Below are 20,920 nucleotides of genomic sequence, written 5' to 3' on the forward strand. Positions count from 1 at the left end.
GAACAATGCGTGCAGGCTTGCCTGCGGCAGGTCCACTGCGGGCGCGCTTTGGCTCATGTGCTGGAGTTGGGTGCGCTCTTGTGGCGGCAACAGCGGCAGTTGCGCGACGCGCTGCGTGTCGTCGGCGACCATGGCCTGCAGCAGTTCCAGGAACTGCGCGACATGGCGCTGGATCGTGTCGCGCTCGAACAGCGCGGTGGCATAGCCGAGCGTACCGACGATGCTGCCATCGTGTTCCTGCACGTTCATGCTCAGGTCGAACTTGATCGTCTGTGCTGGCAGGCCGAATCCCTGCAATTGCAGGCCGGGAAGCTGCAGTTCCGCCTCCGGCAGGTTTTCCCAACTCAACATCGCCTGGAACAGCGGGTGTGCGGCGAGGTTGCGGTCGGGGTTGAGTGTTTCGATGAGTTGCTCGAACGGGAGATCCTGGTGGGTTTGCGCCGCCAGGGCGGTCGCGCGCACCTGCGACAAAAGTTCTGCCACGCTCGGGTTGCGCGACAGATCCACGCGCAGGGCCTGGGTGTTGACGAAGAAGCCGATCAGCGGTTCCAGTTCGGCATGGGTGCGGTTGGCCACCGGCGTGCCGATCACGACATCGGATTGGCCGGACAGGCGCGACAGCAGCACCGCCCAGGCGGCCAGCAGGGTCATGTACCCGGTGGTGCCATGACGTTGGCCGAGTTGCTTGAGCGCTGCGCTTTGCACATGATCCAGCGCGAATGGGACGATGTCGCCGGCATAGTCCTGGCGTGCCGGGCGAGGGTGGTCGGTCGGCAATTCCAGCAGCGCCGGCGCGCCTTGCAGGTGATTGCGCCAGAAGTCGCGTTGTTGTTCCAGCATCTCGCCGCTGATCCGGCGACGTTGCCAACTGCTGTAGTCGGCGTACTGCACGTGTAGCGGTGGCAGCGGGTCGCTGAGGCCTTCGGCGAACGCGGTGTACAGGGCGCCCAGTTCGCGGATCAGCACGCCCATCGACCAACCGTCGGAAACGATGTGATGCATCGTCACCAGCAGCAGATGGTCCTGGTCGGCCAGGCGTAGCAGCCGGCCACGCACCAAGGGGCCATGTTCCAGGTCCAAACGGGTGCTGGCTTCTTCTTCGGCGTGTGCGTGCGCCGCCGCTTCTGGATCGGGCAGGGCGCGCAGGTCGATACGTTGCAGGGCAAAGCCGGTCTGCGCATCGGCGATGCGCTGGACCGGGGCGTCGTGTTCCACCGCGAAGTGGGTCCGCAGGGCTTCGTGCCGGAACACGATACGGTCCAGGGCGCGACGCAATGCCAGGCTGTCCAGCGGGCCGCGCAAGCGCACGCCACCGGGCATCAAATAGGCGAGCTGGCTATTGGGGTCGAAGCGGTCCAGGAACCAAAGCCGCTGCTGCGCGAAGGACAGCGGCAGCGCCGCGCCGCGTTCCACCGCGACGATCGACGCGGCATCGCTACGCGCATGAGGGTCGCTGTGCTCCAGGTGTCGTGCCAGTGCCTGCAATTGGGTGTGGGTGAACACATCGCCGATCTGCAATTCCACGCCGAAGCTGTCGCGGACGCGTGCGATCAATTGCACCGCCAGCAGCGAGTGTCCGCCCAGGTCGAAGAAATCGTCGTCGCGCTCGACCCGGTCGATTCCGAGTAACTCGCACCAGACCTGCGCCAGGATTTGCTCGTAGTGGCCTTGCGTCGTCGTCGCGGCGGGATCGCTGCGCTCGCTCTCCGGCGCCGGCAGCGCCTGGCGGTCGAGTTTGCCGTTGGGCGTGAGCGGCAGCGCCTCCAGTCGCACGTAACGGGTCGGTACCATGTAGTCCGGCAGCCGTGTCGCCAGATGCGCGCGCATGGCATCCACCGCCAGCGACGGCGTCGCCACATAGGCGACCAGCATGCGTTCGCCGGGCCGGTCTTCGCGCAGCAGCACCGCCGCATCCTGCACGTCTGCCGCCGTGCGTAGCACGGCTTCGATTTCGCTCGGCTCGATGCGGAAACCGCGCAGTTTGATTTGATGGTCGTCGCGACCGACGAACAGTAGCGTGCCATCCTCGCGCCAACGCGCCACATCGCCGCTGCGGTACATGCGTGCGCCGGCCACCGGTGCGAACGGATCGGGGACGAAGCGTTCGGCGGTCAGATCCGCACGGCCCAGATATCCGCGCGCCAACTGCGCACCGGCGATATACAGTTCGCCGTTGACGCCGATGGGGAGCGGTTGCCGGTACCGATCGAGCACGTGCAGGCGCACATTGGCAATCGGTCCGCCGATATGTGCTGGCTCACCGGGCGCCAACGCGCCGAAGCTGACCCCGGAGACCGTCTCGGTCGGGCCATAGGCGTTGAGCAGTGGCACCTGTCCCTGCGCTAGCGCATGCCAGTGTGCGATGTGCGCCGGGTTCGGCGCTTCGCCGCCGCAGATCACCAGTCGCAGGCACGTCGGCAGCGTCGCGGTGTGCTCGGCCATCCACGCATGCCAGTAGGCGGTGGGTAGATTGAGCACGTTGATCTGTTGCTGCGCGATCACCCGCACGAATTCGGCGATGGCCGGCAGGCGCAGGCTGGGCAGCAGGACCAGGGTGGCGCCGCTGGAGAGCGTGGCGAAGATTTCGTCCACGGCGATATCGAAGCTGGGCGAACTGCATTGCAGCACCCGGTCGCCGCTGCGCAGGCCATAGCGGGTGGCGGCGGCCACGCAATAGTTGCGCAGTCCGCCATGCTCCACCGCCACGCCCTTGGGCGTGCCGGTCGAGCCTGACGTGTAGATCACATACGCCAGATGCTGTGCTTGCAGCGCCGGCACGCTGGGCGCGGTGGAAGGGTACTGTGTCCAGGCCGGTTGCGCCTGATCCAGCAACACCACGGGTGTCCGGGCGTGTCCACGCAACTGGGCCGCGCCTTGTGCATCGGTCAGCATCACGCACGGCGCGCTATCGGCGAGCATGAACGCCACGCGCTGCAGTGGGTAGGTCGGATCCAGCGGCACATAGGCGCCGCCGGCTTTCAGCGTCGCCAACATCGCCACGACCAGGTCGATGCGACGGCTCAGATACAGAGCCACCCGCTCATCCGGGCCAACGCCCAGTGCGATCAGGTGCCGCGCCAGACGATTGGCCTGGGCATCGAGTTCGGCATAAGAGAGGCTGCGCTCGGCATCCACCAGGGCAGTGGCCGTCGGTGTGCGCTGGACCTGTTGCGCGAACAGCGCATGCACACCCACGCCAGCGGCGATCGGCGTGTCGGTGGCATTGAAGTCCTGCAGCAGCGCTCGCTCTTGTGGCGCGATGGCCGACAGCGCGTGGAGCGTGCTGGTGTCGTCGGTGGCCATCCGCACCAGCATGGTTCGCAACTGCTGCACATGGCGTTGGATGCGCGTGCGCGCGAATAACGCCGTGGCGAAACCCAGACTGCCGACGATGCCATCGCCGCTTTCCTGCATCGACAGTTCCAGATCGAACTGCGCGTTGCGATGGGTGGCTTGCAAGGTTTCCAGCGTCAGTTGCGGCAGCGTGAGTTGACCTTCCGGCGCGTTCTGCCAGGCGAACATCACCTGGAAGATCGGGTTGTGCGCGTTGCTGCGCACCGGATTGAGTGCTTCGACCACATGTTCGAACGGAATGTCCTGGCATGCCTGCGCCGCCAGTGCCGTTGCCCGGGTCTGCGCAAGCAGCGCGGCCACGCTCTGCTCCTGGTGCAGATCGATGCGCAGCGCGAGCGAATTGACGAACAGACCGATCAACGGCTCCAGTTCGGCATGATGGCGATTGGCGATCGGCGTGCCGATCACCACCTCGCGCTGGCCGGACAGGCGTGCCAGCAAGGTCGCCCAGCCGGCCAGGATCACCATGAACAACGTGGCGCCGTGGCGTCGGGCCAGTGCTTTGAGTGCGGCCGTTTGCGCGGCATCCAGGTGGAATGGCACCACTTCGCCGCGATAGTCCGGCTGCGCCGGGCGTGGGAAGTCGGTCGGTAATTCGAGCAGTGTTGGAGCGCCGCGTAGATGCGTGAGCCAATGCGCCAGTTGACCCTGCAAACGCTCGCCGGCGATCCAGCGCCGTTGCCAGAGGGCGAAGTCGGCGTACTGGATCGGCAGCGCGGGCAACGGGTCGGCCATTCCCTGCGCGAACGCTGCGTACAGGGCGGTCAGCTCGTTGACCAGGACCGCGCCGGACCAGGCATCGGCAATGATGTGATGGGCGGTCAACAGCAAGACATGGTCGCGCTCGCCCAGGCGTAGCAGGTGACCGCGCAGCAACGGCCCGTTTTCCAGATCGAACGGCGCCTGCGCTTGCGCATCGGCGTGCGCGTGCGCGGCTTGCAACGGATCGCTTTCTCCACTGAGATCGTGCCGGATCAGCGCAAATCCGCAATCGGCCGAGGCAATCACCTGCTGCGGTTGTCCCGCCACCATCGCGAAGCGGGTACGTAGCACCTCGTGGCGTGCGACGATCCGGTCTAGCGCGCGGTGCAAGGCGGCGCTGTCGAGCGGCCCGCGCAGTTGCAATGCGTAGGTGAGCGAGTAGGCGCTGCCGCTGTGGCCGTGCGTGTCCAGGAACCACAGTCGCTGCTGCGCGAAGGACAGCGGCAGTGGTCCGTTGTGCGGACTGGGTACGATGGCCGGTAGGGTCTCGACCGAGGCCAGGGTCAAGGCATTGGCCAGATCGGCCAGGCGCGGGTGCGCGAAGATCTCGGTCAGGCCGACGGCCACGCCGAGCCGTTGCCGCACGCGCGAGGCCAACTGCACGGCCAGCAGCGAGTGTCCACCGAGGGCGAAGAAGTCGTCGTGGCGACCGACCTGTTCGAGGTCGAGCAATTCGCGCCACACATTGGCGAGCAGGGTTTCCAGTTCGCCTTCGGGTGCGGCGTAGGTCTGCAGGGCGAATGCATCCGTCTCCGGCGTCGGCAGTGCCCGGCGGTCGAGCTTACCGTTGGGTGTGATCGGCAGTGCATCGAGCAGGACATAGGCGGCCGGCACCATGTAGGCCGGCAGTCGCGCACTCAGCCGGGTGCGCAGGGTGTCGGGAGTGCTCGCGTTGCCGACGACATAGGCCACCAGGCGATGTTCGCCCTGGCGTGGTGTGTCGGTCAGTACCAGCGCTTCGCGCACGCCGGGACAGTCGCGCAGCGCCGCTTCGACCTCGGCCGGCTCTACGCGGAAGCCCCGGATCTTGACCTGCGCGTCGTTGCGGCCGAGGAATTCCAGTGTGCCGTCGCTGCGCCAGCGCGCCAGGTCGCCGGTGCGGTACATGCGCTGGCCGGGGTGTTCGGCGAACGGATCGGGGACGAAGCGTTCGGCGGTCGCCGCCGGCAAGTGCAGATAGCCCTGTGCCAGTTGTGGACCGGCCAGATGCAGTTCGCCGCTGCTGCCGATCGGGCTGGGTTGTCCTTGCGCATCCAGAACGTAGGCGCGGGTGCCGGGCAATGGCCGGCCCAGCGGCAGACGTTCGCTGCCGGGTTCGACCTGTGCGATCGGATGGGTCACGCAGAACACGGTGGTCTCGGTCGGGCCATAGCAGTGCAGCAGGCGTTGCGGCGGCGCGTGCGCGAGCAGTTGGGCGATGGTGCGCGCATCGACGCGGTCGCCGCCGGTCAACAGGCAGCGCAGTCGCGGTAGCCAGGCGGCCAGGGCCTGCCAGTAGCCGGGCAACAGTCCGGCGGTCAGGTGCAGGATGCTGACGGCATGCGCGGCAAGATGCCGCGCCAGGGCCGGCGGATCGAGCAACAGGTGCTGCTCGACGATGACCAGGCTGGCGCCATGCAGCAAGGTGGTCCAGACCTCGAAGGTCGCCGCGTCGAAGGCGGGATTGGCGACAAAGGCGACCCGGTCGTCGGCCTGGAGATGTGCATGTCCGCCGCCCATGGCGAAGGCGACCACGGCGTCATGGGCGACCACCACGCCCTTGGGTGCGCCGGTGGATCCAGAGGTGTAGATCACGTAAGCGGGACTGCGCGCGGGGAGCGTCGGCGCGGGAATGGGTGAGGCGTCGGCAGGTGGTAACTGATCCAGATCCAGGCGTGGTTGTTGCAATGGCGGCAGGGCGATCGCGCGTTCGCTCAGCACCGCGCAGGCGGCGCAGTGCGTGACGAGTTCGGCCAGGCGTTCGCTTGGATGCGCCGGATCCAGCGGCACATAGGCGGCACCACAGTGGAGCACGCCCAGTTCGGCGACGATCAAGTGCGCAGCGCGCGGCAGCACCACCGCCACGCGATCGCCGGGGCGCACGCCGATGGCGATGAGTTGCTGGGCCACGGCGTGCGCCTGGGCGAGCACGGCGGCGTAGGACAGCGTCCCGGTCGCGCTGACGATGGCCGGGGCCTCGGGCGTGCGCGCGGCCTGCTGTGCGAACAATGCGTGCAGGCTTGCCTGCGGCAGGTCCACTGCGGGCGCGCTTTGGCTCATGTGCTGGAGTTGGGTGCGCTCTTGCGGCGGCAACAGCGGCAGTTGCGCGACGGATTGCGTGTCGTCGGCGACCATGGCCTGCAATAGCGTGACGAACTGCGCCAGACGCCGTTCCATGGTGTCGCGGTCGAACAGCGCAACCGGGTATTTGAGCCGTGCCCGCAGCCCCGTCTCGGATTCCTGCATCGTCAGGATCAGGTCGAACGCGCACATGTCCGCCGTGTCCGGCAACGGTTCCAGGTGCAATCCGGGCAGTTGCAGCGACTGTTGGCGACTGAAACCGTCCAGACTGAAAAGTGTCTGGAAGATCGGTGTATGGCTGAGGCTACGGCTGGGTTGCAGCGCTTCGACGACGCGCTCGAACGGCAATTCCTGGTGATCCTGCGCATTCAGGACCACCTCGCGGACGTGTGCCAGCCATTGCGCCACCGTCGGTGTGCCGCGCAGGGTGAAGCGCAGCGCCAGCGTGTTGATGAAGCAGCCGATCAACGCTTCCAGGTCCGGATGCGTGCGTCCGGCGGTCGGCGTGCCGATCACCACATCGTTGCTCGCACTGATGCGCGTCAGCAGCAGCGCCCATCCGGCCAGCACCGTGGCGAATAACGAGCAGCCATGCCGCCGTGCCAGGGCATTGAGCTGTTGTCCCAATGCCGGTGGGAGCAGGGTGTCTACGCTCGCGCCGCGGTAATCCTGAAGGGGGGGGCGGGCGCGGTCGGTCGGCAGTGGCAGCAGCGTCGGTGCATCCGCCAGTTGCGTGGTCCAGAAGCGCAGTTGTGCCTCGAGCGTATCGCCTTGCAATTGCTCGCTCTGCCAGATCGCGTAGTCCGCGTACTGGATCGGCAAGGGCGGCAAGGTGTCCGCTTGCTGTCGGACAAAGGCGCCATACAGGCTTTCCAGTTCGCGCAACAAGACGCCGATTGACCAGCCATCGCAGGCGATGTGATGGAAGGTCAACAACAGGATGTGCTCTTGTGCGGCAAGACGCAGCAGACGTCCGCGCACCGGGGCGCCCAGTGTGAAGTCGAACCGGCGCACCGCCTCCTGTTGCGCGATGCGCGCGAGCGCGGCGGGATCTGTCGCGCAAGCCCTCGCATCCTCATGGACCAGCGTGAAGCGCATGCTCGGGTGGATTCGCTGACGAATCTGTCCATTCACCTCGATCAGGCTGGTACGCAGCACTTCGTGTCGCGCGACGATGCGGTCCAGCGCCGCTTGCAGGGCGTGGATGTCCAACGCGCCGGTCAGGCGAACGCCATTGGCGATGTGGTAAGTGACGGACGCCTGTGGGTCCAGCCTGGCGAGCAACCACATCCGCTTTTGTACGAACGAGGCGGGCAGGCTCTTGGCGGAGTTATCCATGATGCGCACGACCCTCCAGCAAGCGAAACGGCGACTGGAAGGCCGTTTTGTTGGAGCACGACCAAGAGCGCAGTGGGTGTTTGTCGCAGTGAAGCAAGATCATCGACATCGGCCGTTGCACGTGTCTGACTCGACTGAGGGTTGCGTAGAGTGGATTTGTAGGCGTTCGCCCTTGCATGCGCTTGACTGGCAGTGACGAAGGTTTGTCTTGGGTGGCCTGGCCTGTGGATCGTCGTTCCGTCACATGGCGTGGCTAGACTGCAGGAAATATGCTGTTCCTCGGGCCAATGTGCGGTACACCATGTGCGCGCTGCACGATGACGCTGATAGGCAACTCATCGGCGCACACGAGCAAGTGCACTGCCGGGGTCTCACCCACCATAGTCGTGCACCTCGGTCGCTCCAACAGCTTGGCGATCCACCTTGGACAACGCTGGAATTCGGATAAGCATGAACTTCAATGCACATGTTGCATCGACGAGCACGCCGACATTCATCGCGTCGCGCATTCGCGGTGTTGGTACCGCCACCCCGGCGCGCCGTTATTCGCAATCGGATGTGCTGAGGCGCTTCGGTATCGAAGATCGGCGTCGGCGTCAGGTGTTTTTAAACAATGGGATCGACTCGCGTCATCTGGCGTTGCCGGAGAGCGACGAAGCAGGCAACGCGCCGCGCGAAACGCAGGCGCGCCTGCTCGACAAACACCGCGATATCGGCCTGGAAATCGGCGAGCGCGCCTTGACCCGCTGTCTGCAGTCCATTGGCGCCTCGCTGGACGACGTGCGCTATCTGTGTTGCGTGACCACCACCGGCTTGCTCACCCCTGGCTTCAGTTCGTTGCTGATCCAGCGCTTGGGAATGCGTCAGGACTGCGTGCGCCTGGATGTGGTCGGGATGGGCTGCAACGCCGGCCTCAACGGCTTCAATGCGGCGGTCAACTGGACGCATGCCAATGCGGGGAAACTCGCGGTCCTGTTGTGCATCGAAGTGTGTTCGGCGGCGTATGTCGACGATGACGGGATCGAAACGGCGGTCGTCAACAGCCTGTTCGGCGATGGCGCGGCGGCTCTGGCGGTGATCGCCGATGGCGATGAGCGTGGCGATGTTCATGCCGGGCCGCGCGTGTGCAAATTCGCCAGCCAGGTGATTCCCGAAGCGCTGGATGCCATGCGCTTCGCCTGGGATGAAACCCATGGCAAGTTCCATTTCCGTCTGCATAAAGACGTGCCTTACGTGGTGGGGGCCAATGCGCCCACCGTGGTGCAGCGTTTGCTGGAGGGGACTGGCCTGCGTCGCCGCGATATCGCCCACTGGTTGGTGCATTCGGGCGGGCGCAAGGTCATCGATGCGATCTGCGCCAACTTGATGCTGACCAGTCACGACATGCGCCATACCATCGAGGTGTTGCGCGAGCACGGCAATATGTCCAGCGGTTCGTTCCTGTTCTCTTACGCGCGACTGCTCGATGAGGGGCAGATCCGCCCCGGCGATTGGGGCGTGATGATGACGATGGGGCCGGGATCGTCGATCGAGACGGCCTTGTTGCGCTGGTAAGTTGTCCCTGGCCCCCGTTCTATCGATCTTGCGGATTTTTCATGAGCGACTCTTCTAGTCCCGTCTTGCATCTCGTCCATCTGGAGATTGACGCCACCAGTGTGCTGAGCGACGAATTGACTCAACGGCTCGGTCGCGCCTGCGATGAGGTGGAGGATGCGAGCACACCTGCCGTGTTGCTCCTGCACCTGCGTGGTGCGGCCACGCTGCCGGTTGAGGCATCGTGGCCGGGGCCAGTGAATCTGGATGTGATCGGTCGCTGGGAAAAGGCCATGCGTCGCTTCGAGCGGCTGGAGGGAGTGTCCTTGGCCTGCATCGACAATGCCTGCACCGCGGGGATGTTGGATCTGCTGCTGGCGGTGGACCGACGCATCGCGGTGCCTGGTGCCAGTATCCGGATGCACAGCCGCGGCGAAGCCGCGTGGCCGAGCATGGCGATGCGGCGCATGAGCACGCGGATGGGCATCGACGCTGCGCGCACGGTGTTCCTGTTTGAAACGCAATTGGGTTGCGCGCGGATGGCGCAGTTGGGCGTGGTCGATCAAGTCAGCGAGGATGCTCAGGGCGCGATTGGCGCATGGCTGGCGTCGTTGGCGGAGGTGGACCTACAGGCGCTGCCCGGCCGGCGCTTGTTGCTGCTCGAAGGAGCGGCCCATTCCTACGAGCAGGCCGTGGGTCAACACCTGGCCGCGTGCGACATGGAACTGCGTCGCCGCCAGCGGCGGCTGGCGGCACAGGCCACCGCCGAACATCCGCACGGCACCTGCATGCCGATGGCGTCGGCATGACCCCACTGGCCGAGCAACTGGCGCAAGTGCGCGCAGTGGCGGCCTGGGGCGAGCAGCAACTGCTTGCCTTGCCGGCCCCTGCGCAACGCGACCAAGGGCAGGCGCAGCGCGCCGCCGCGGTACATGCGCGTTGCAGGGCCGTGCGGATGGAGTTCATGCGCCAACATGGTGGCTGGTTGTACGCGGCGCTCACTCAGGCGCATGGGTTGTCGCTGCGCCTGGACGAGGTCTTGCGTGCCGCTGCCGATGCGGTGCCCGGCTTGTTGCCGAGTCAGGCGCAATGGGCGCGCGAACACGCTTGCATCCAGGCCGAAAAAGAGGGCTGGGAGATCGAACAGGCCATCGTCCTGTGGGGCGTGTTGCGCCTGCCCGACTGCGGCCACCATCTGATCGACAGCATGTTGCGTCCGACCGCGCGCGCGTTGGCGTTGCTGCCGCAGTTCCGTAATGACGCGCAGGTGCAGATCGGGCCGGTGCATGTGCAGCGTCACGATGGCGCGGCCTGGTTGACCGTCGCCAATCAGACTGGCCTGAATGCCGAGGACAATGCACTGGTCGAGGCGATGGAAGTGGCGGTCGATCTCGCCCTGCTCGACGATGAGGTGATGGTCGGGGTCGTGCGTGGCGGTCCGATGGAACACCCCAAGTACCGCGATCGACGGGTGTTCTGCTCTGGGATCAATCTGCAGCATCTGTACCAGGGAAATATTTCCTTCGTCGATTTCCTGCTGCGCCGCGAGTTCACCTATCTCAATAAGATTCGCCGTGGCCTGTGCTGGCCGGGCGCGGATGTGCGCGAGCAGGGCATCGAGAAACCCTGGGTGGCGGCGGTGGATGCGTTCGCCATTGGCGGCGGCCTGCAATTGATGTTGACCTTCGATCATGTGGTGGCCGAACGCCAGGCCTATTTCGTGCTGCCCGCGGCCAAGGAGGGCATCGTGCCGGGTTCGGCCAATCTGCGTTTAGGCGCGCGGGTGGGGCATCGGGTCAGTCGCGACATGATCCTGCGCGGACGCATCATCCAGGCCGAGGAACCCGATGCCGCGGGCCTGGCCGACGACGTCGTCGCCAGCGATGCCATGGACGCGACCATCGCCCATGCCGTGCAGCGCATGCGTAGCGAGGCGGTGGCGCCCAATCGGCGCATGTTGCGGGTGGCGGAAGAATCGCCGGAGGATTTCCGCCGTTACATGGCCGAGTTCGTGTTGGTGCAATCCAGTCGTATCTATGCCAACGATGTGCTGGCCCGTCTGCGTCAGCGGTGGGCCGCATGAGTGGGCAAGGCGATGCCGGCGTGGCCGCTGTGCCACCGCCTGCACCGGCGATGCTGGAGCCGGCCGAGTTGCATCCCTGCCTCGACGAGCCGGTGCTGGGAGCGATCGATTTTCTCAACGAGGTGATCGATCGCTATCCGGAGGCGATCTCGTTCGCGCCTGGCGCACCGGCGGCGACGTTGCTGGAAGCGTTGGATCTGAATGTTTATCTGCAGGGCTATCTCGCACATCTGATGCGTGTCGAGGGGCTCACCGAACAGCAGGTGCGGCGGCGTCTGTTTCAGTACGGCCCCAGTCGCGGCATCATCAATGCGCTGCTCGCGCAGGCGCTGCGCCAGGATCAAGGGCTGGACGTCGCGCCGTCGCACATCGTGGTCACCGTGGGTTTTCAGGAAGCGATGTTCCTGGTGTTACGGGCCTTGTTCGCCCAGTCAAGCGACGTCCTGGCGGTGGTGCAGCCGTGTTTCGTCGGTGCGATGGGCGCGGCGCGCACCCTCGCGATCCCGCTGCTGGGCATCGACGAGGTCGACGGTCGCGTCGATCTGGATCGCCTGCATCGCGCCTGTACCGAGTCGCGTGCGCAGGGCCGCCGGGTACGCGCATTGTACGTGGCGCCGGATATCTCCAATCCCTCCGGCAGTCTGCTGGATCGCGCGCAGCGCCAGGCCTTGCTGGATGCGGCAGACGCGCACGATTTCTACGTGCTGGAAGACAGCACCTACGGTTTTACCCTCCGCCCCGAGCATGCGGTTCCCTCGTTGAAGGCGATGGACCGCAGCGGGCGCGTGATCCATCTAGGCACGTTCGCCAAGATTGCCTTGCCGGGCATCCGCGTCGGTTTCGTGATCGCCGATCAGGACGTGGCCGGGCAGCCGCCGCGCGTGCTGGCCGATGCGCTGTCCGCGCTCAAAAGCATGGTGACGGTCAATACCTCGCCGGTCTGCCAGGCGATTGCCGCGGGCATGCTGCTGGCCAGTGGCGGTTCGCTCGCGGCCTTGGGTGCGGATCGCGCGGTGTTCTATCGGGGCAAGCTGGCTTGTCTGTTGGCGGCGTTGCAGCGCGAACTCGGCGATGTGGTCGCCAGACATCCGGCCTTGCATTGGAACCGGCCACAAGGTGGGTTTTTCGTCTGCCTGCACCTGGGGGTGACGGTGGATACGGCCTTACTGGAGCTGGCCGCGCGCGATTACGGCGTGCTGTGGACACCGATGCGGATGTTCTATGTGGACGAGGGCGGGCAGCAGACGCTGCGTCTGTCGTGCAGTTATCTGAGCGATGCGCAAATCGAAGAGGGCGTGAAGCGTCTGCGCCGGTTCCTGTGCGATCCGCGGGTGCTCGGATGAAGGCGATGCCGGTAGTGTTCGAACGCGATGGACATGTCGCGCGTATCACCCTTAACCGTCCGCGGGTGTTGAATGCGCTCGATCTGGCCACGCATGCGGCGTTGGCCGATGCCTGGGACAGCTTCGAGCGCGACGACACGCTGTGGGTGGCGGTGCTCAGCGGCAGTGGCGAGCGCGCGTTCTCGGTCGGACAGGATTTGAAGGAATTGGCGGTGCGTCTGCACGCCGGTGCGCCGTCGTCGTCGTTCGGCAGTCAGGGCGCGCCGGGTTGGCCACGTCTGACCGAGCGCTTTGATCTGTGTAAGCCGGTGATCGCCAAGGTCAATGGCCTGGCGCTGGGCGGTGGCTTCGAGTTGGCTTTGGCGTGCGACATCATCGTCGCCGCGGACACCGCCGAATTCGCCTTGCCCGAGGCGCGGCTCGGCCTGATCCCCGGTGCCGGTGGCGTGTTCCGCCTGACCCGGCAGCTGCCGTATCGCACCGCGATGGGCTATCTGCTGAGCGGTCGGCGGATGCCGGCCGCGCGGGCCTTGGACTTGGGATTGGTCAACGAGGTGGTCGCGGCGGACCAGTTGGATGCCTGCGTGGAGCGCTGGGTGCAGGACCTACTGGCGTGCGCGCCGCTGTCGCTGCGCGCGATCAAACAAGCCGCGGCGGCGTCGGCCAACCTGCCGCTGGCCGAGGCGTTCGCCACCCGGTATTCCTGGGAAGAACGACGGCGCCTCAGTCAGGACAGCCGCGAAGGGCCGCTGGCCTTCGTGGAAAAGCGTCCGCCGCGTTGGAGTGGGCAATGAGCGCGCGCTTGCCAGAGGGAGTGGTCTGATGTTCATTCGGTGCTATCTACGCCGTCATGCCGTGACCTTGGCGGGCATGTCGCTGCTGTCGGCGGCCAGTGCGGGCGCCTCGATGTTGCTGCTGGATTATCTCAACGCGACCGCGACCAACCTGCTGCACACGCCGATGGGCGCCGCGCTGCTGCACGGTGCGTTGCTGCTTGGCACCGCGCTGGTGGTGCGCCTGTTGTCCGCGCGCCTTGCGGCGCACGTGGGCAGCGGATTGATGGCGGAACTGCGCGGGGAACTGTCCACGCGTTTTCTGGAGTTGCCGCTGGAGCAATTGATGCATCGCAAGCACGCCGTGTTCGGCGCGCTGATCGGCGATGTCGGTCGGCTGACGCAGATGATCCAGATGGGGCCGGTGCTGTTGACCAATAGCCTGCTGTCGGTGGGAGGGCTGCTGTATCTGTCCTGGGTTTCGCTGCCGTTGTTCGCGGTGGTGGTGCCGTTCATCGGCCTGTCGGGTGTGTTGTTCTATTTCACTCGGCGCTTCACCGGGCCGGCTTTCGACCGCATGCGCAAGGCCGAGGAGCGCCTCAATGGACTGCTGCGCACGTTGGTGGAGGGCAAGAAGGAACTGACCTTGTCGCCGGCGCGTGCCGGGCATTTCACGCACATGCAGTTGCGCCCGGCAATCGAGAACGCGCGCCGGACGCAGTTCGACACCAGCATGCATTGGGGCATCAGCGATGCCTGCGCCGAGTTGATCGGGTATGGCTGGGTATTGGCGGCGATCCTGGCAGGGCGTTATCTGTTCGCGGTACCGTCGCCGACGATTTTGCACTTCGTCATCACCGGCTTGTTCATCAGCGGCCCGCTCAATGCGTTGTTCGATCTTGGCGCGCAAGTCAGTGGCGCATCGGCGAGCGTGCGGCATCTGCGCGAGGTGGGGCTCGACGATGCGGCGAGCGTACCGCCTGCTCCCGCACTGGCCGCGCACGCCCAGGCCGACCGCGTGCCCGTATCGGTGGAGGCCACATGGACCACGCTGCGTCTGGAGCGGGTGATCTATCGCTATACCGGCGCCAATGGCGACCACTTTCAGTTCGGTCCGGTGGATCTGAGCGTGCGGCGCGGCGAGACCGTGTTCGTCACCGGCGGTAATGGCAGCGGCAAATCGACGTTGTTGTTGTTGCTCAGCGGATTGCTGCAGCCCAGCGAGGGGCGCATTCTCGTCGATGGCCGCGTGCTGGGCGAAGATCTTGCGTTGGCGCAATATCGGACCATGTTCAGCGCGGTCTTCTTCGATTTCATGTTGTTCGAACACGTGATCGGCGCCGATGCCGCGCCGGCCGATCCGGCCCAGGTGCAGGCTTGGCTGGAGCGGGTGAATCTGGATGCGAAGGTTAATTTCGATCACATCCACGGTGTGTTCTCGCAGGTGGAGTTGTCGCAGGGGCAGCGCAAGCGCCTGGCCCTGGTGCAAGCGTGCTTGGACGACCGTCAGATCATGCTGTTCGACGAACTCACCGCCGATCAGGACCAGGCGTTTCGCGAGCGCTTCTATACGGTGTTGTTGCCGGCATTGCGCGCCAGTGGCAAGACATTGGTGTTGGTCACCCACGACCAGGGTTACCGCCAGGTCGCCGACCGTGTGTTGGCGCTGGACTATGGATGCCTGGCCGAATCGTCGCTGCCGCATAAGGAACCAGGCGACCCGCACACCGAGGCACCGACGCTGCACGGCCGACAGGCTCAGGGTATCGTGTCGGGCGCCTGATCGAACCGGATTCACGGGCGCGTCGAACGTGCGGCCGGCGCCCCGCGCATCGTCAGATGCGTGCAACATGCCGCCACTCATTCCTAACGGAGGACGCACAGATGTCAAGCCAAGACGACGAACAAGATCAGAACTACGTCGTGGTAATCAACCACGAGGAGCAATATGCATTGTGGCCGGATTATGCCGAGGTCCCGAACGGGTGGTCGGTGGTGTTCGGCTCGAATCCGAAGCAGGCCTGCCTGGACTATGTCAACGAGCACTGGACCGATATGCGTCCGAAAAGCCTGCGCGACGCGATGGCGGCGGCGGGACACTGAACGTCTCATCGCGTTCCCCCTCCTGGTGGCGTGTGTCGTCGTCGGGAGGGGGCGGCTGGTGAGGGCGCGCGCCATGCGCCGTTGTGTTGCTCCTGCTCAATGCGCCGACAGCACCAGTTCCCGCATCGCGAACAGGCGCTCACCGTCGATGCCGTGGGTGCGGCAGTGGCTCAGGAACCGCTCGGCCTCACGCAAGCCCAAGTGTTCGCCGGATTGGTTGATCGCCAGCACATGATTCAGCCAGGGCTCCTGGCCCATTGCATACACGTAAGCGCTGCGCGCCGGCCAGCATGCGATCAGGGCGATGGCTTCGTCCGCATGCGAGCCGCGATCGCGTCGGCTGCGATCGAGTTTCGGATCGATGCGTCGGCTCAATAAATGCCCATAGCCCCAGCTCAGCGGCGACCCTTCGCATTCCATCCCCAGGAACAGGGCATCGATGGGGCCAAGCTCGGCGGCCACATGCCGGTAGAGATGCGGATCGAGGTTGCAGGAGTCGGCCAGGCAGGCCGCGCTATGGCCTTGCAGACGAATGTGGTAGCCGGCCTTGCCCTGGATATCCAGATCGCTGTGTTCGCCGAGGAACGGCAGCGCGGTGATCGCGCCATCGGCCAGTGCGATGCGTTCGAACTCGTGCAGCTCGATCACCCGCTCGAAGCCCAGCGCATGCAGCATCAGTTTCAGCGAGGGGTCCTGCAGGCGCCGCCCGGCGCTGTGTGGCACCACCACGGTGCCGATCCGATGCCGGAGCCGCAGCAGGATTTCCGGACGGATATGGTCGCTATGACCATGTGTGATGAGCGCATAGTCGATGCGCGCGGGCAGGTCGGCCAGCGTGTAGCGTGGCGGGTCGGCCGGATAGTCGTAGGCGACGAACGGATCGGTGAGGATGCTGGTATGCGCCGACTCGATCAACAGGCAAGCATGGCCGAAATAACGGATCCGCATGCCGGCCGCGGGTGGGGAATGCCGTTGCGTGGGCGGCGCGGTATCGAACAAACGCGCGAATCCGGCGCGCTGCGTTGCGCTGATGCCGAGCTGCTCGGCCAAGGCGTCGATCACGACGGGAGTGCGCTCGGCGGAAAACAGCATGTCCAGCCGATCATCGTTCCACGGCAGGGTCAGCACTGGCGTATCGGGTGATTCCAGTACCGGGGTGCTGCGTTCGTAGGGCAACCAATCGTGCTCGACCAGGTCGAAGGCGAACTGTTGCAGGTCGCGTCGATAGAACCGGCTGCGATACAGCACGCCTTCCAGGACACGCAAGCCGGGATGATCGTTGAGGTCGTAGACCAGTTCCACCAGTCCGGCCAGCGTGTCGGGAATCTGCGCGTACAGCGCTTCCAGCGATTGCCCGGTGGCCTGTTGGCGCAGCAGGTCGTCCAGTGCTTGCAGCGCCGCCGCCAGGGCGAGTGCATCGGCTTGCACGGCGCGGGTGCGTTCGAGCAACTGGCCGATCTCGGCAGTCTTGGGGGTGGGGTAGTTGATCCATGGCCCCCCCATCAGCGCCGGGTTCCGCGCCGCCTGCGCATGCTGTTCGGGCGCGCGCAGATACGATTCCAGAATCGGCACTTGCTGCTTGGCCACCACCAGCGCCGCCTGCGCCGGTGGAATCAGCATGTCCCATAGAATCCAGTGGTTCAGCAATGGGCGCGCCACCGCATTGGCGCGCAAGTAACCGCGTGCATCGGACATGGCGCGTGCCTGACTCAGAGGGTGATTTCGCAACGGCCGAATAGCAGTTCGGCATGCTGGCCCGCTGCGCGTGCGGTCGCTTCCAATTGGCGTGCTTCGCGGAATTGCGGCAGATCCTCCGAATACAGGATGCTGGTGATGTGGGTCACCCAGGGTTCGGCACCCATGGCGTAGACGTAGAGCCGCTCGGGTAGGAAGAACGCCTGCAGCGCGCTGGCCAGGGCGTGGTCGCAGCCATCGAGCCGGCGCGATTGATCCTCGCCACGGGTCAGCATCTTCTGCAGCAGCGGGCCGTACAGCCAGGTCGCTGGCGCGCCGACACACTCCATGCCCAGGAACATGCAGTGGATCTGCGGAAACATGGCTTTCAGTTGCGCATAGCATTCGACTGTCGGTGGACGCGAGTCGGCGAACAGCACGCAGACCTTCCCATCCAATTCCACTGCGTGAACCAGTTTGGCGCGGATATCCAGATCCGCATGCTCGCCGTAGAACGGTGCGCCGACGATTCTTCCGCGCGGGAAGCGCAGTTCTTCGTAGTCGGCCAGTTCCACCACATGGGCAAAGCCGCATTGCTCCAGGCACAGCTTCAGCGAGATATCCTGCAAATCGCCGCCGCCGGCGCGTCCCACCACCACGGTGCCGACGCGGTGACGGATGCGCAGCAGCGATTCCATCACCACATGGTCCTGGTGCGGATGGGTAATCAGCAGGTAATCGATCTTCGCCGGTAGATCGTCGAAGGTGAAATGGTCGATGGCGCATTCGCCGGGGTAGCTGATCAGCGGATCGATCAGGATGCTCACGCCCGCGCCTTCGATCAGCACGCAGGCATGGCCGAAGTAACGCACGCGCACGCCGTCCGGCGCCGGATGTTCGGGCAGCGGCGCGTCGGTCAGCAACGCGCGGGCGTCCTCGCGCGTGGTGCCGCTCGGCGCGTGACTCAGGATCAGATCGATCAGCGCCTCGGCATCGGCCATGCCGCCGCACAACTGGTCCCAGAACGGGTCGGCGAACGGCGCGTTCAATTCCAGCGAGCCGGCGGCCGATGGCAATTGCGGCGTGCTGAGCGCGAACGCGCGCTCCTGGTCGCTGACCGGTTCCAGCACCGCACTCTGCAGGCTGGGGTCGTAGGCGCTGCTGGCGTAGAACTGGCGCTCCATGAAGCGCACGCCAGGCTGCTTGCTGACGTCGTAGAAGATTTCCAGCTTGTCGCGGATCAGCGGGTCGAACTTGGCGTATAGCCCGGCCAGGCCGGCACCCTTGGCCTCGCTCTGCAACACACTGTAGACCGCGCTGATCGCATCGGCATACTGCAACTGCGTCGCGCAGCGTTGTAGGGTCTGGTCGCGGAAAGCGCGGATGTCGGCCACATCGCCGGCATGATCGATGAAGGGGCCGCCGCGCATGTCCGGCTCGCGCAGCGCCGCCCGGTGCTGCTCCGGATCCTCCAGAAACGACTCCATCATCGATAGATGCGAGTGTTGCGTGTACAGGCCGAAGGTCAACGGCGAGATCAGATAGGGATGCGCAAACCAGCCGTTGACGCGCGGAAGCAGACGGACATGCTCGGAGAGCCGGAACCAGGGGGATGTCATCATGGGCGGGCCTAGAAACGTGCGGCAGCGTGGGCGTGCAGTTTGGCATTGCAGGGCGCGCGGCGGCTTGCACCATCGTGGCAGCGGCTTGCCGCAGCGCGCCACGCGGGGGGGCAGGTGCGGTTCGGGATTTTTAGAGTGGCTAATAAAACCTCGCCAGTCGCTGTCGGGTGGGTGCGGACAGCGCGCAGGAAGCGCCGTGTACAGGCGGTCCATACCGATTCCGAGCACTGCCCGCGCCCCTGCGGCGGCGACGCAGTCGTTTTGTGAGCTCCTCTTAGCGCACCCCGTGCATCATCCGCCGCAATAGCGGGGCGGCGAGGAAGGCCAGCACCGCACAGCCGGCGCCGATCCACAACATCAGCCAGAACAGATGCGCGTACTTGGCGGCGGCGTCGGCGAGGTCGAGCGACTGACCATCCGGCACCTCGATCGCAGCCAGCTTGCCGAACAGCGCCGCCAGCGTCTCCGAGAACGCGGTCGCCAGGAACCAGGTGCCCATCATCAGGCTGACCACGCGCGGCATCGCAAGTTGGCTCACCGCCGATAGGCCGACCGGTGACAGGCACATCTCGCCGACCTCCAGCACAAAGTAGGCCAGCACCAGCCACCAGACGCTGGCAACCTGCCCGCTGCTGCCTACCTGCTGCGCGGCCAGTGCCAACGGGATGAACGAGAGTCCGGCCAGTAGCAGGCCCAGCGCCGACTTGGCCGGCTTGGACGGTTCGCACCCGCGCCGCGCCAGCCACGCCCACAGCGCCGCGAACAGCGGTGCCAGCAGCACCAGGAACAGCGCGCCCAGGTAGGTCAGCGAACCGGCGGTCTGCGGTAACACCAGGCAGTCGCGGAGCAGGAACAGCAGCATCAACGCACTGACCGCGACGAACAGCGTGCGCGGCGCGGCTGAGTCTGGGCGGCGCTCGGAGAGCACGGCGGCCAGCATGAAGCCCAGCGGCGCCAGCAACAGTGAGGCGATCGACCACGGCAGCGGCGTGCCGTCGCGGATCACCAGCATCGGGACGATATCCTTGGTCATCAATCGGTCGGTGAAGGTGACCCACGACCCATAGGTCTGCTCGTACAGGGTGAAATACACCAGCGCCATGGCGATCAGCACCATCAGCGCGATCATCTGCTGGCGCTGCACCGGCGTGCATTGCGTGCCGGTAAACCAGGCGAACCACAACAGCACCGCGCCGAGCACCAGCAGCATCAGCAACAAGGCCAGCGAGATTTCCCCGCCCAGGCTGAAGGCACCGTTGGCCGCGGCCCACATCAGTGCGGCGACCGGCACCACGCCCAGTATCGCCGTCAGGTAAATGGCCCATTCGCGTTGCAGCCCGAGCACACGTTCACGCAGCAGCGCCGGCTGTGCCGGTTCGGCATGCCCGTGCAGATATTTCTGTCCCCACAGGAACATGCCCAGGCCGAGCAACATGCCGATGCCGGCGGCGCCGAAACCGTAGCGCCAGCCATAGGCTTCGCCGAGGAAGCCGCAGACCAGCGAGGCGAACAGCGCGCCGAGATTGATCCCGGCATAGAACAGCGAGAACCCGGCATCGCGGCGCGGATCGTCTGCGCAATAGAGCTTGCCGACGATGGTGGAGATGTTCGGCTTGAGGAAGCCCACGCCCATGATGATCAGCGCCAGCGACAGATAGGTCACCCCCAACGACGCGGTATCACGCACGACCACGCCCTGCACCCGGGTGGCGGAATGGCCCTCGAACGCCATGCCCAGGTGGCCGAGCACCAGTAACAGACCGCCGAACACAACCGCCTTGCGCATGCCCAGCCAGCGGTCGGCGAGCAGCCCGCCCAGCACCGGCACGCAGTACACCAGTCCACCGTAGGCACCGAGCAGGTCGAGCCCGGCCTTGTCGCCGAACAGGTGGTATTTGGTCAGGTACAGCAGCAACAACGCCTTCATCCCGTAGAAGGAAAAACGTTCCCACATCTCGGTGAAGAAACAGACGTAGACGCCCTTGGGATGACCGAGGAAGTCGTCGCGCGTATCGCGCAGCGGGAGCGAGGACACAGGCACAGGGGATCTCAACA

Annotated in this window: 10 protein-coding genes, 1 other RNA gene and 1 pseudogene; 7 read left to right on the forward strand and 5 right to left on the reverse strand. The window is 65.4% G+C overall.

Annotated elements, in window-relative coordinates; translation table 11 throughout:
• Positions 1-123 precede the first annotated feature (123 nt).
• Positions 124-7,734 (reverse strand): annotated as a pseudogene (locus XALGPE39_RS16390) (amino acid adenylation domain-containing protein); the annotation flags it as partial.
• A gap of 450 nt (positions 7,735-8,184) precedes the next feature.
• Between XALGPE39_RS16390 and dpgA the strand changes: the two are divergent.
• The 7 genes from dpgA to XALGPE39_RS04880 all read left to right on the forward strand — a co-directional run bounded on the left by dpgA (position 8,185) and on the right by XALGPE39_RS04880 (position 15,569).
• On the forward strand, positions 8,185-9,288 hold the full coding sequence (gene dpgA, locus XALGPE39_RS04850; RefSeq protein ID WP_045727214.1) for a 3,5-dihydroxyphenylacetyl-CoA synthase DpgA: 1,104 nt from the start codon (positions 8,185-8,187) through the stop codon (positions 9,286-9,288).
• A gap of 41 nt (positions 9,289-9,329) precedes the next feature.
• Positions 9,330-10,076, forward strand: a complete 747-nt coding sequence (dpgB, locus tag XALGPE39_RS04855; protein ID WP_045727215.1) for an enoyl-CoA-hydratase DpgB — start codon at positions 9,330-9,332, stop codon at positions 10,074-10,076.
• Positions 10,073-11,350, forward strand: a complete 1,278-nt coding sequence (locus XALGPE39_RS04860; RefSeq protein ID WP_045727216.1) for an enoyl-CoA hydratase/isomerase family protein — start codon at positions 10,073-10,075, stop codon at positions 11,348-11,350. The genes dpgB and XALGPE39_RS04860 overlap by 4 nt, the downstream gene beginning before the upstream one ends.
• A complete protein-coding gene (locus tag XALGPE39_RS04865) occupies positions 11,347-12,693 on the forward strand; it encodes a PLP-dependent aminotransferase family protein (protein WP_045727217.1) in 1,347 nt (448 codons plus the stop codon). Before XALGPE39_RS04860 ends, XALGPE39_RS04865 begins: the two co-directional genes overlap by 4 nt.
• A 5-nt stretch (positions 12,694-12,698) precedes the next feature.
• Positions 12,699-13,487, forward strand: coding sequence for an enoyl-CoA-hydratase DpgD (dpgD, locus tag XALGPE39_RS04870; RefSeq protein WP_045728973.1), 789 nt, complete (start codon positions 12,699-12,701; stop codon positions 13,485-13,487).
• A 28-nt stretch (positions 13,488-13,515) separates the two neighbouring features.
• Positions 13,516-15,249, forward strand: coding sequence for a cyclic peptide export ABC transporter (locus XALGPE39_RS04875; RefSeq protein WP_082061829.1), 1,734 nt, complete (start codon positions 13,516-13,518; stop codon positions 15,247-15,249).
• 101 nt (positions 15,250-15,350) lie between these two features.
• A complete protein-coding gene (locus XALGPE39_RS04880) occupies positions 15,351-15,569 on the forward strand; it encodes an MbtH family NRPS accessory protein (protein ID WP_045727218.1) in 219 nt (72 codons plus the stop codon).
• A gap of 96 nt (positions 15,570-15,665) precedes the next feature.
• Here the strand turns inward: XALGPE39_RS04880 and XALGPE39_RS04885 are convergent, their stop codons facing one another.
• The 4 genes from XALGPE39_RS04885 to XALGPE39_RS04895 form a co-directional block, all read right to left on the reverse strand.
• Entirely contained in the window at positions 15,666-17,264 is a 1,599-nt protein-coding gene (locus tag XALGPE39_RS04885; protein ID WP_045727219.1) for an MBL fold metallo-hydrolase, read from the reverse strand.
• A gap of 14 nt (positions 17,265-17,278) precedes the next feature.
• Positions 17,279-18,865, reverse strand: coding sequence for an MBL fold metallo-hydrolase (locus tag XALGPE39_RS04890; protein ID WP_235429748.1), 1,587 nt, complete (start codon positions 18,863-18,865; stop codon positions 17,279-17,281).
• A 137-nt stretch (positions 18,866-19,002) separates the two neighbouring features.
• Positions 19,003-19,078, reverse strand: a non-coding RNA gene (locus XALGPE39_RS15125) — sX9 sRNA.
• A 61-nt stretch (positions 19,079-19,139) separates the two neighbouring features.
• Positions 19,140-20,906, reverse strand: a complete 1,767-nt coding sequence (locus XALGPE39_RS04895) for an oligopeptide:H+ symporter (RefSeq protein WP_045727220.1) — start codon at positions 20,904-20,906, stop codon at positions 19,140-19,142.
• Positions 20,907-20,920 lie beyond the last annotated feature (14 nt).

The sequence above is a fragment of the Xanthomonas sp. GPE 39 genome (genome assembly GCF_000963005.1).
Taxonomy (GTDB): Bacteria; Pseudomonadota; Gammaproteobacteria; order Xanthomonadales; family Xanthomonadaceae; genus Xanthomonas_A.

What these genes read in the sequence shown, in the direction of transcription:
- XALGPE39_RS04885 (WP_045727219.1), bottom strand. Translation starts at nt 17,264, where the DNA reads ATGTCCGATGCACGCGGTTACTTGCGCGCCAATGCGGTGGCGCGCCCA.
- XALGPE39_RS04875 (WP_082061829.1), top strand. Translation starts at nt 13,516, where the DNA reads ATGTTCATTCGGTGCTATCTACGCCGTCATGCCGTGACCTTGGCGGGC.
- XALGPE39_RS04890 (WP_235429748.1), bottom strand. Translation starts at nt 18,865, where the DNA reads ATGATGACATCCCCCTGGTTCCGGCTCTCCGAGCATGTCCGTCTGCTT.
- XALGPE39_RS04860 (WP_045727216.1), top strand. Translation starts at nt 10,073, where the DNA reads ATGACCCCACTGGCCGAGCAACTGGCGCAAGTGCGCGCAGTGGCGGCC.
- dpgB (WP_045727215.1), top strand. Translation starts at nt 9,330, where the DNA reads ATGAGCGACTCTTCTAGTCCCGTCTTGCATCTCGTCCATCTGGAGATT.
- XALGPE39_RS04865 (WP_045727217.1), top strand. Translation starts at nt 11,347, where the DNA reads ATGAGTGGGCAAGGCGATGCCGGCGTGGCCGCTGTGCCACCGCCTGCA.
- dpgA (WP_045727214.1), top strand. Translation starts at nt 8,185, where the DNA reads ATGAACTTCAATGCACATGTTGCATCGACGAGCACGCCGACATTCATC.
- XALGPE39_RS04880 (WP_045727218.1), top strand. Translation starts at nt 15,351, where the DNA reads ATGTCAAGCCAAGACGACGAACAAGATCAGAACTACGTCGTGGTAATC.
- dpgD (WP_045728973.1), top strand. Translation starts at nt 12,699, where the DNA reads ATGCCGGTAGTGTTCGAACGCGATGGACATGTCGCGCGTATCACCCTT.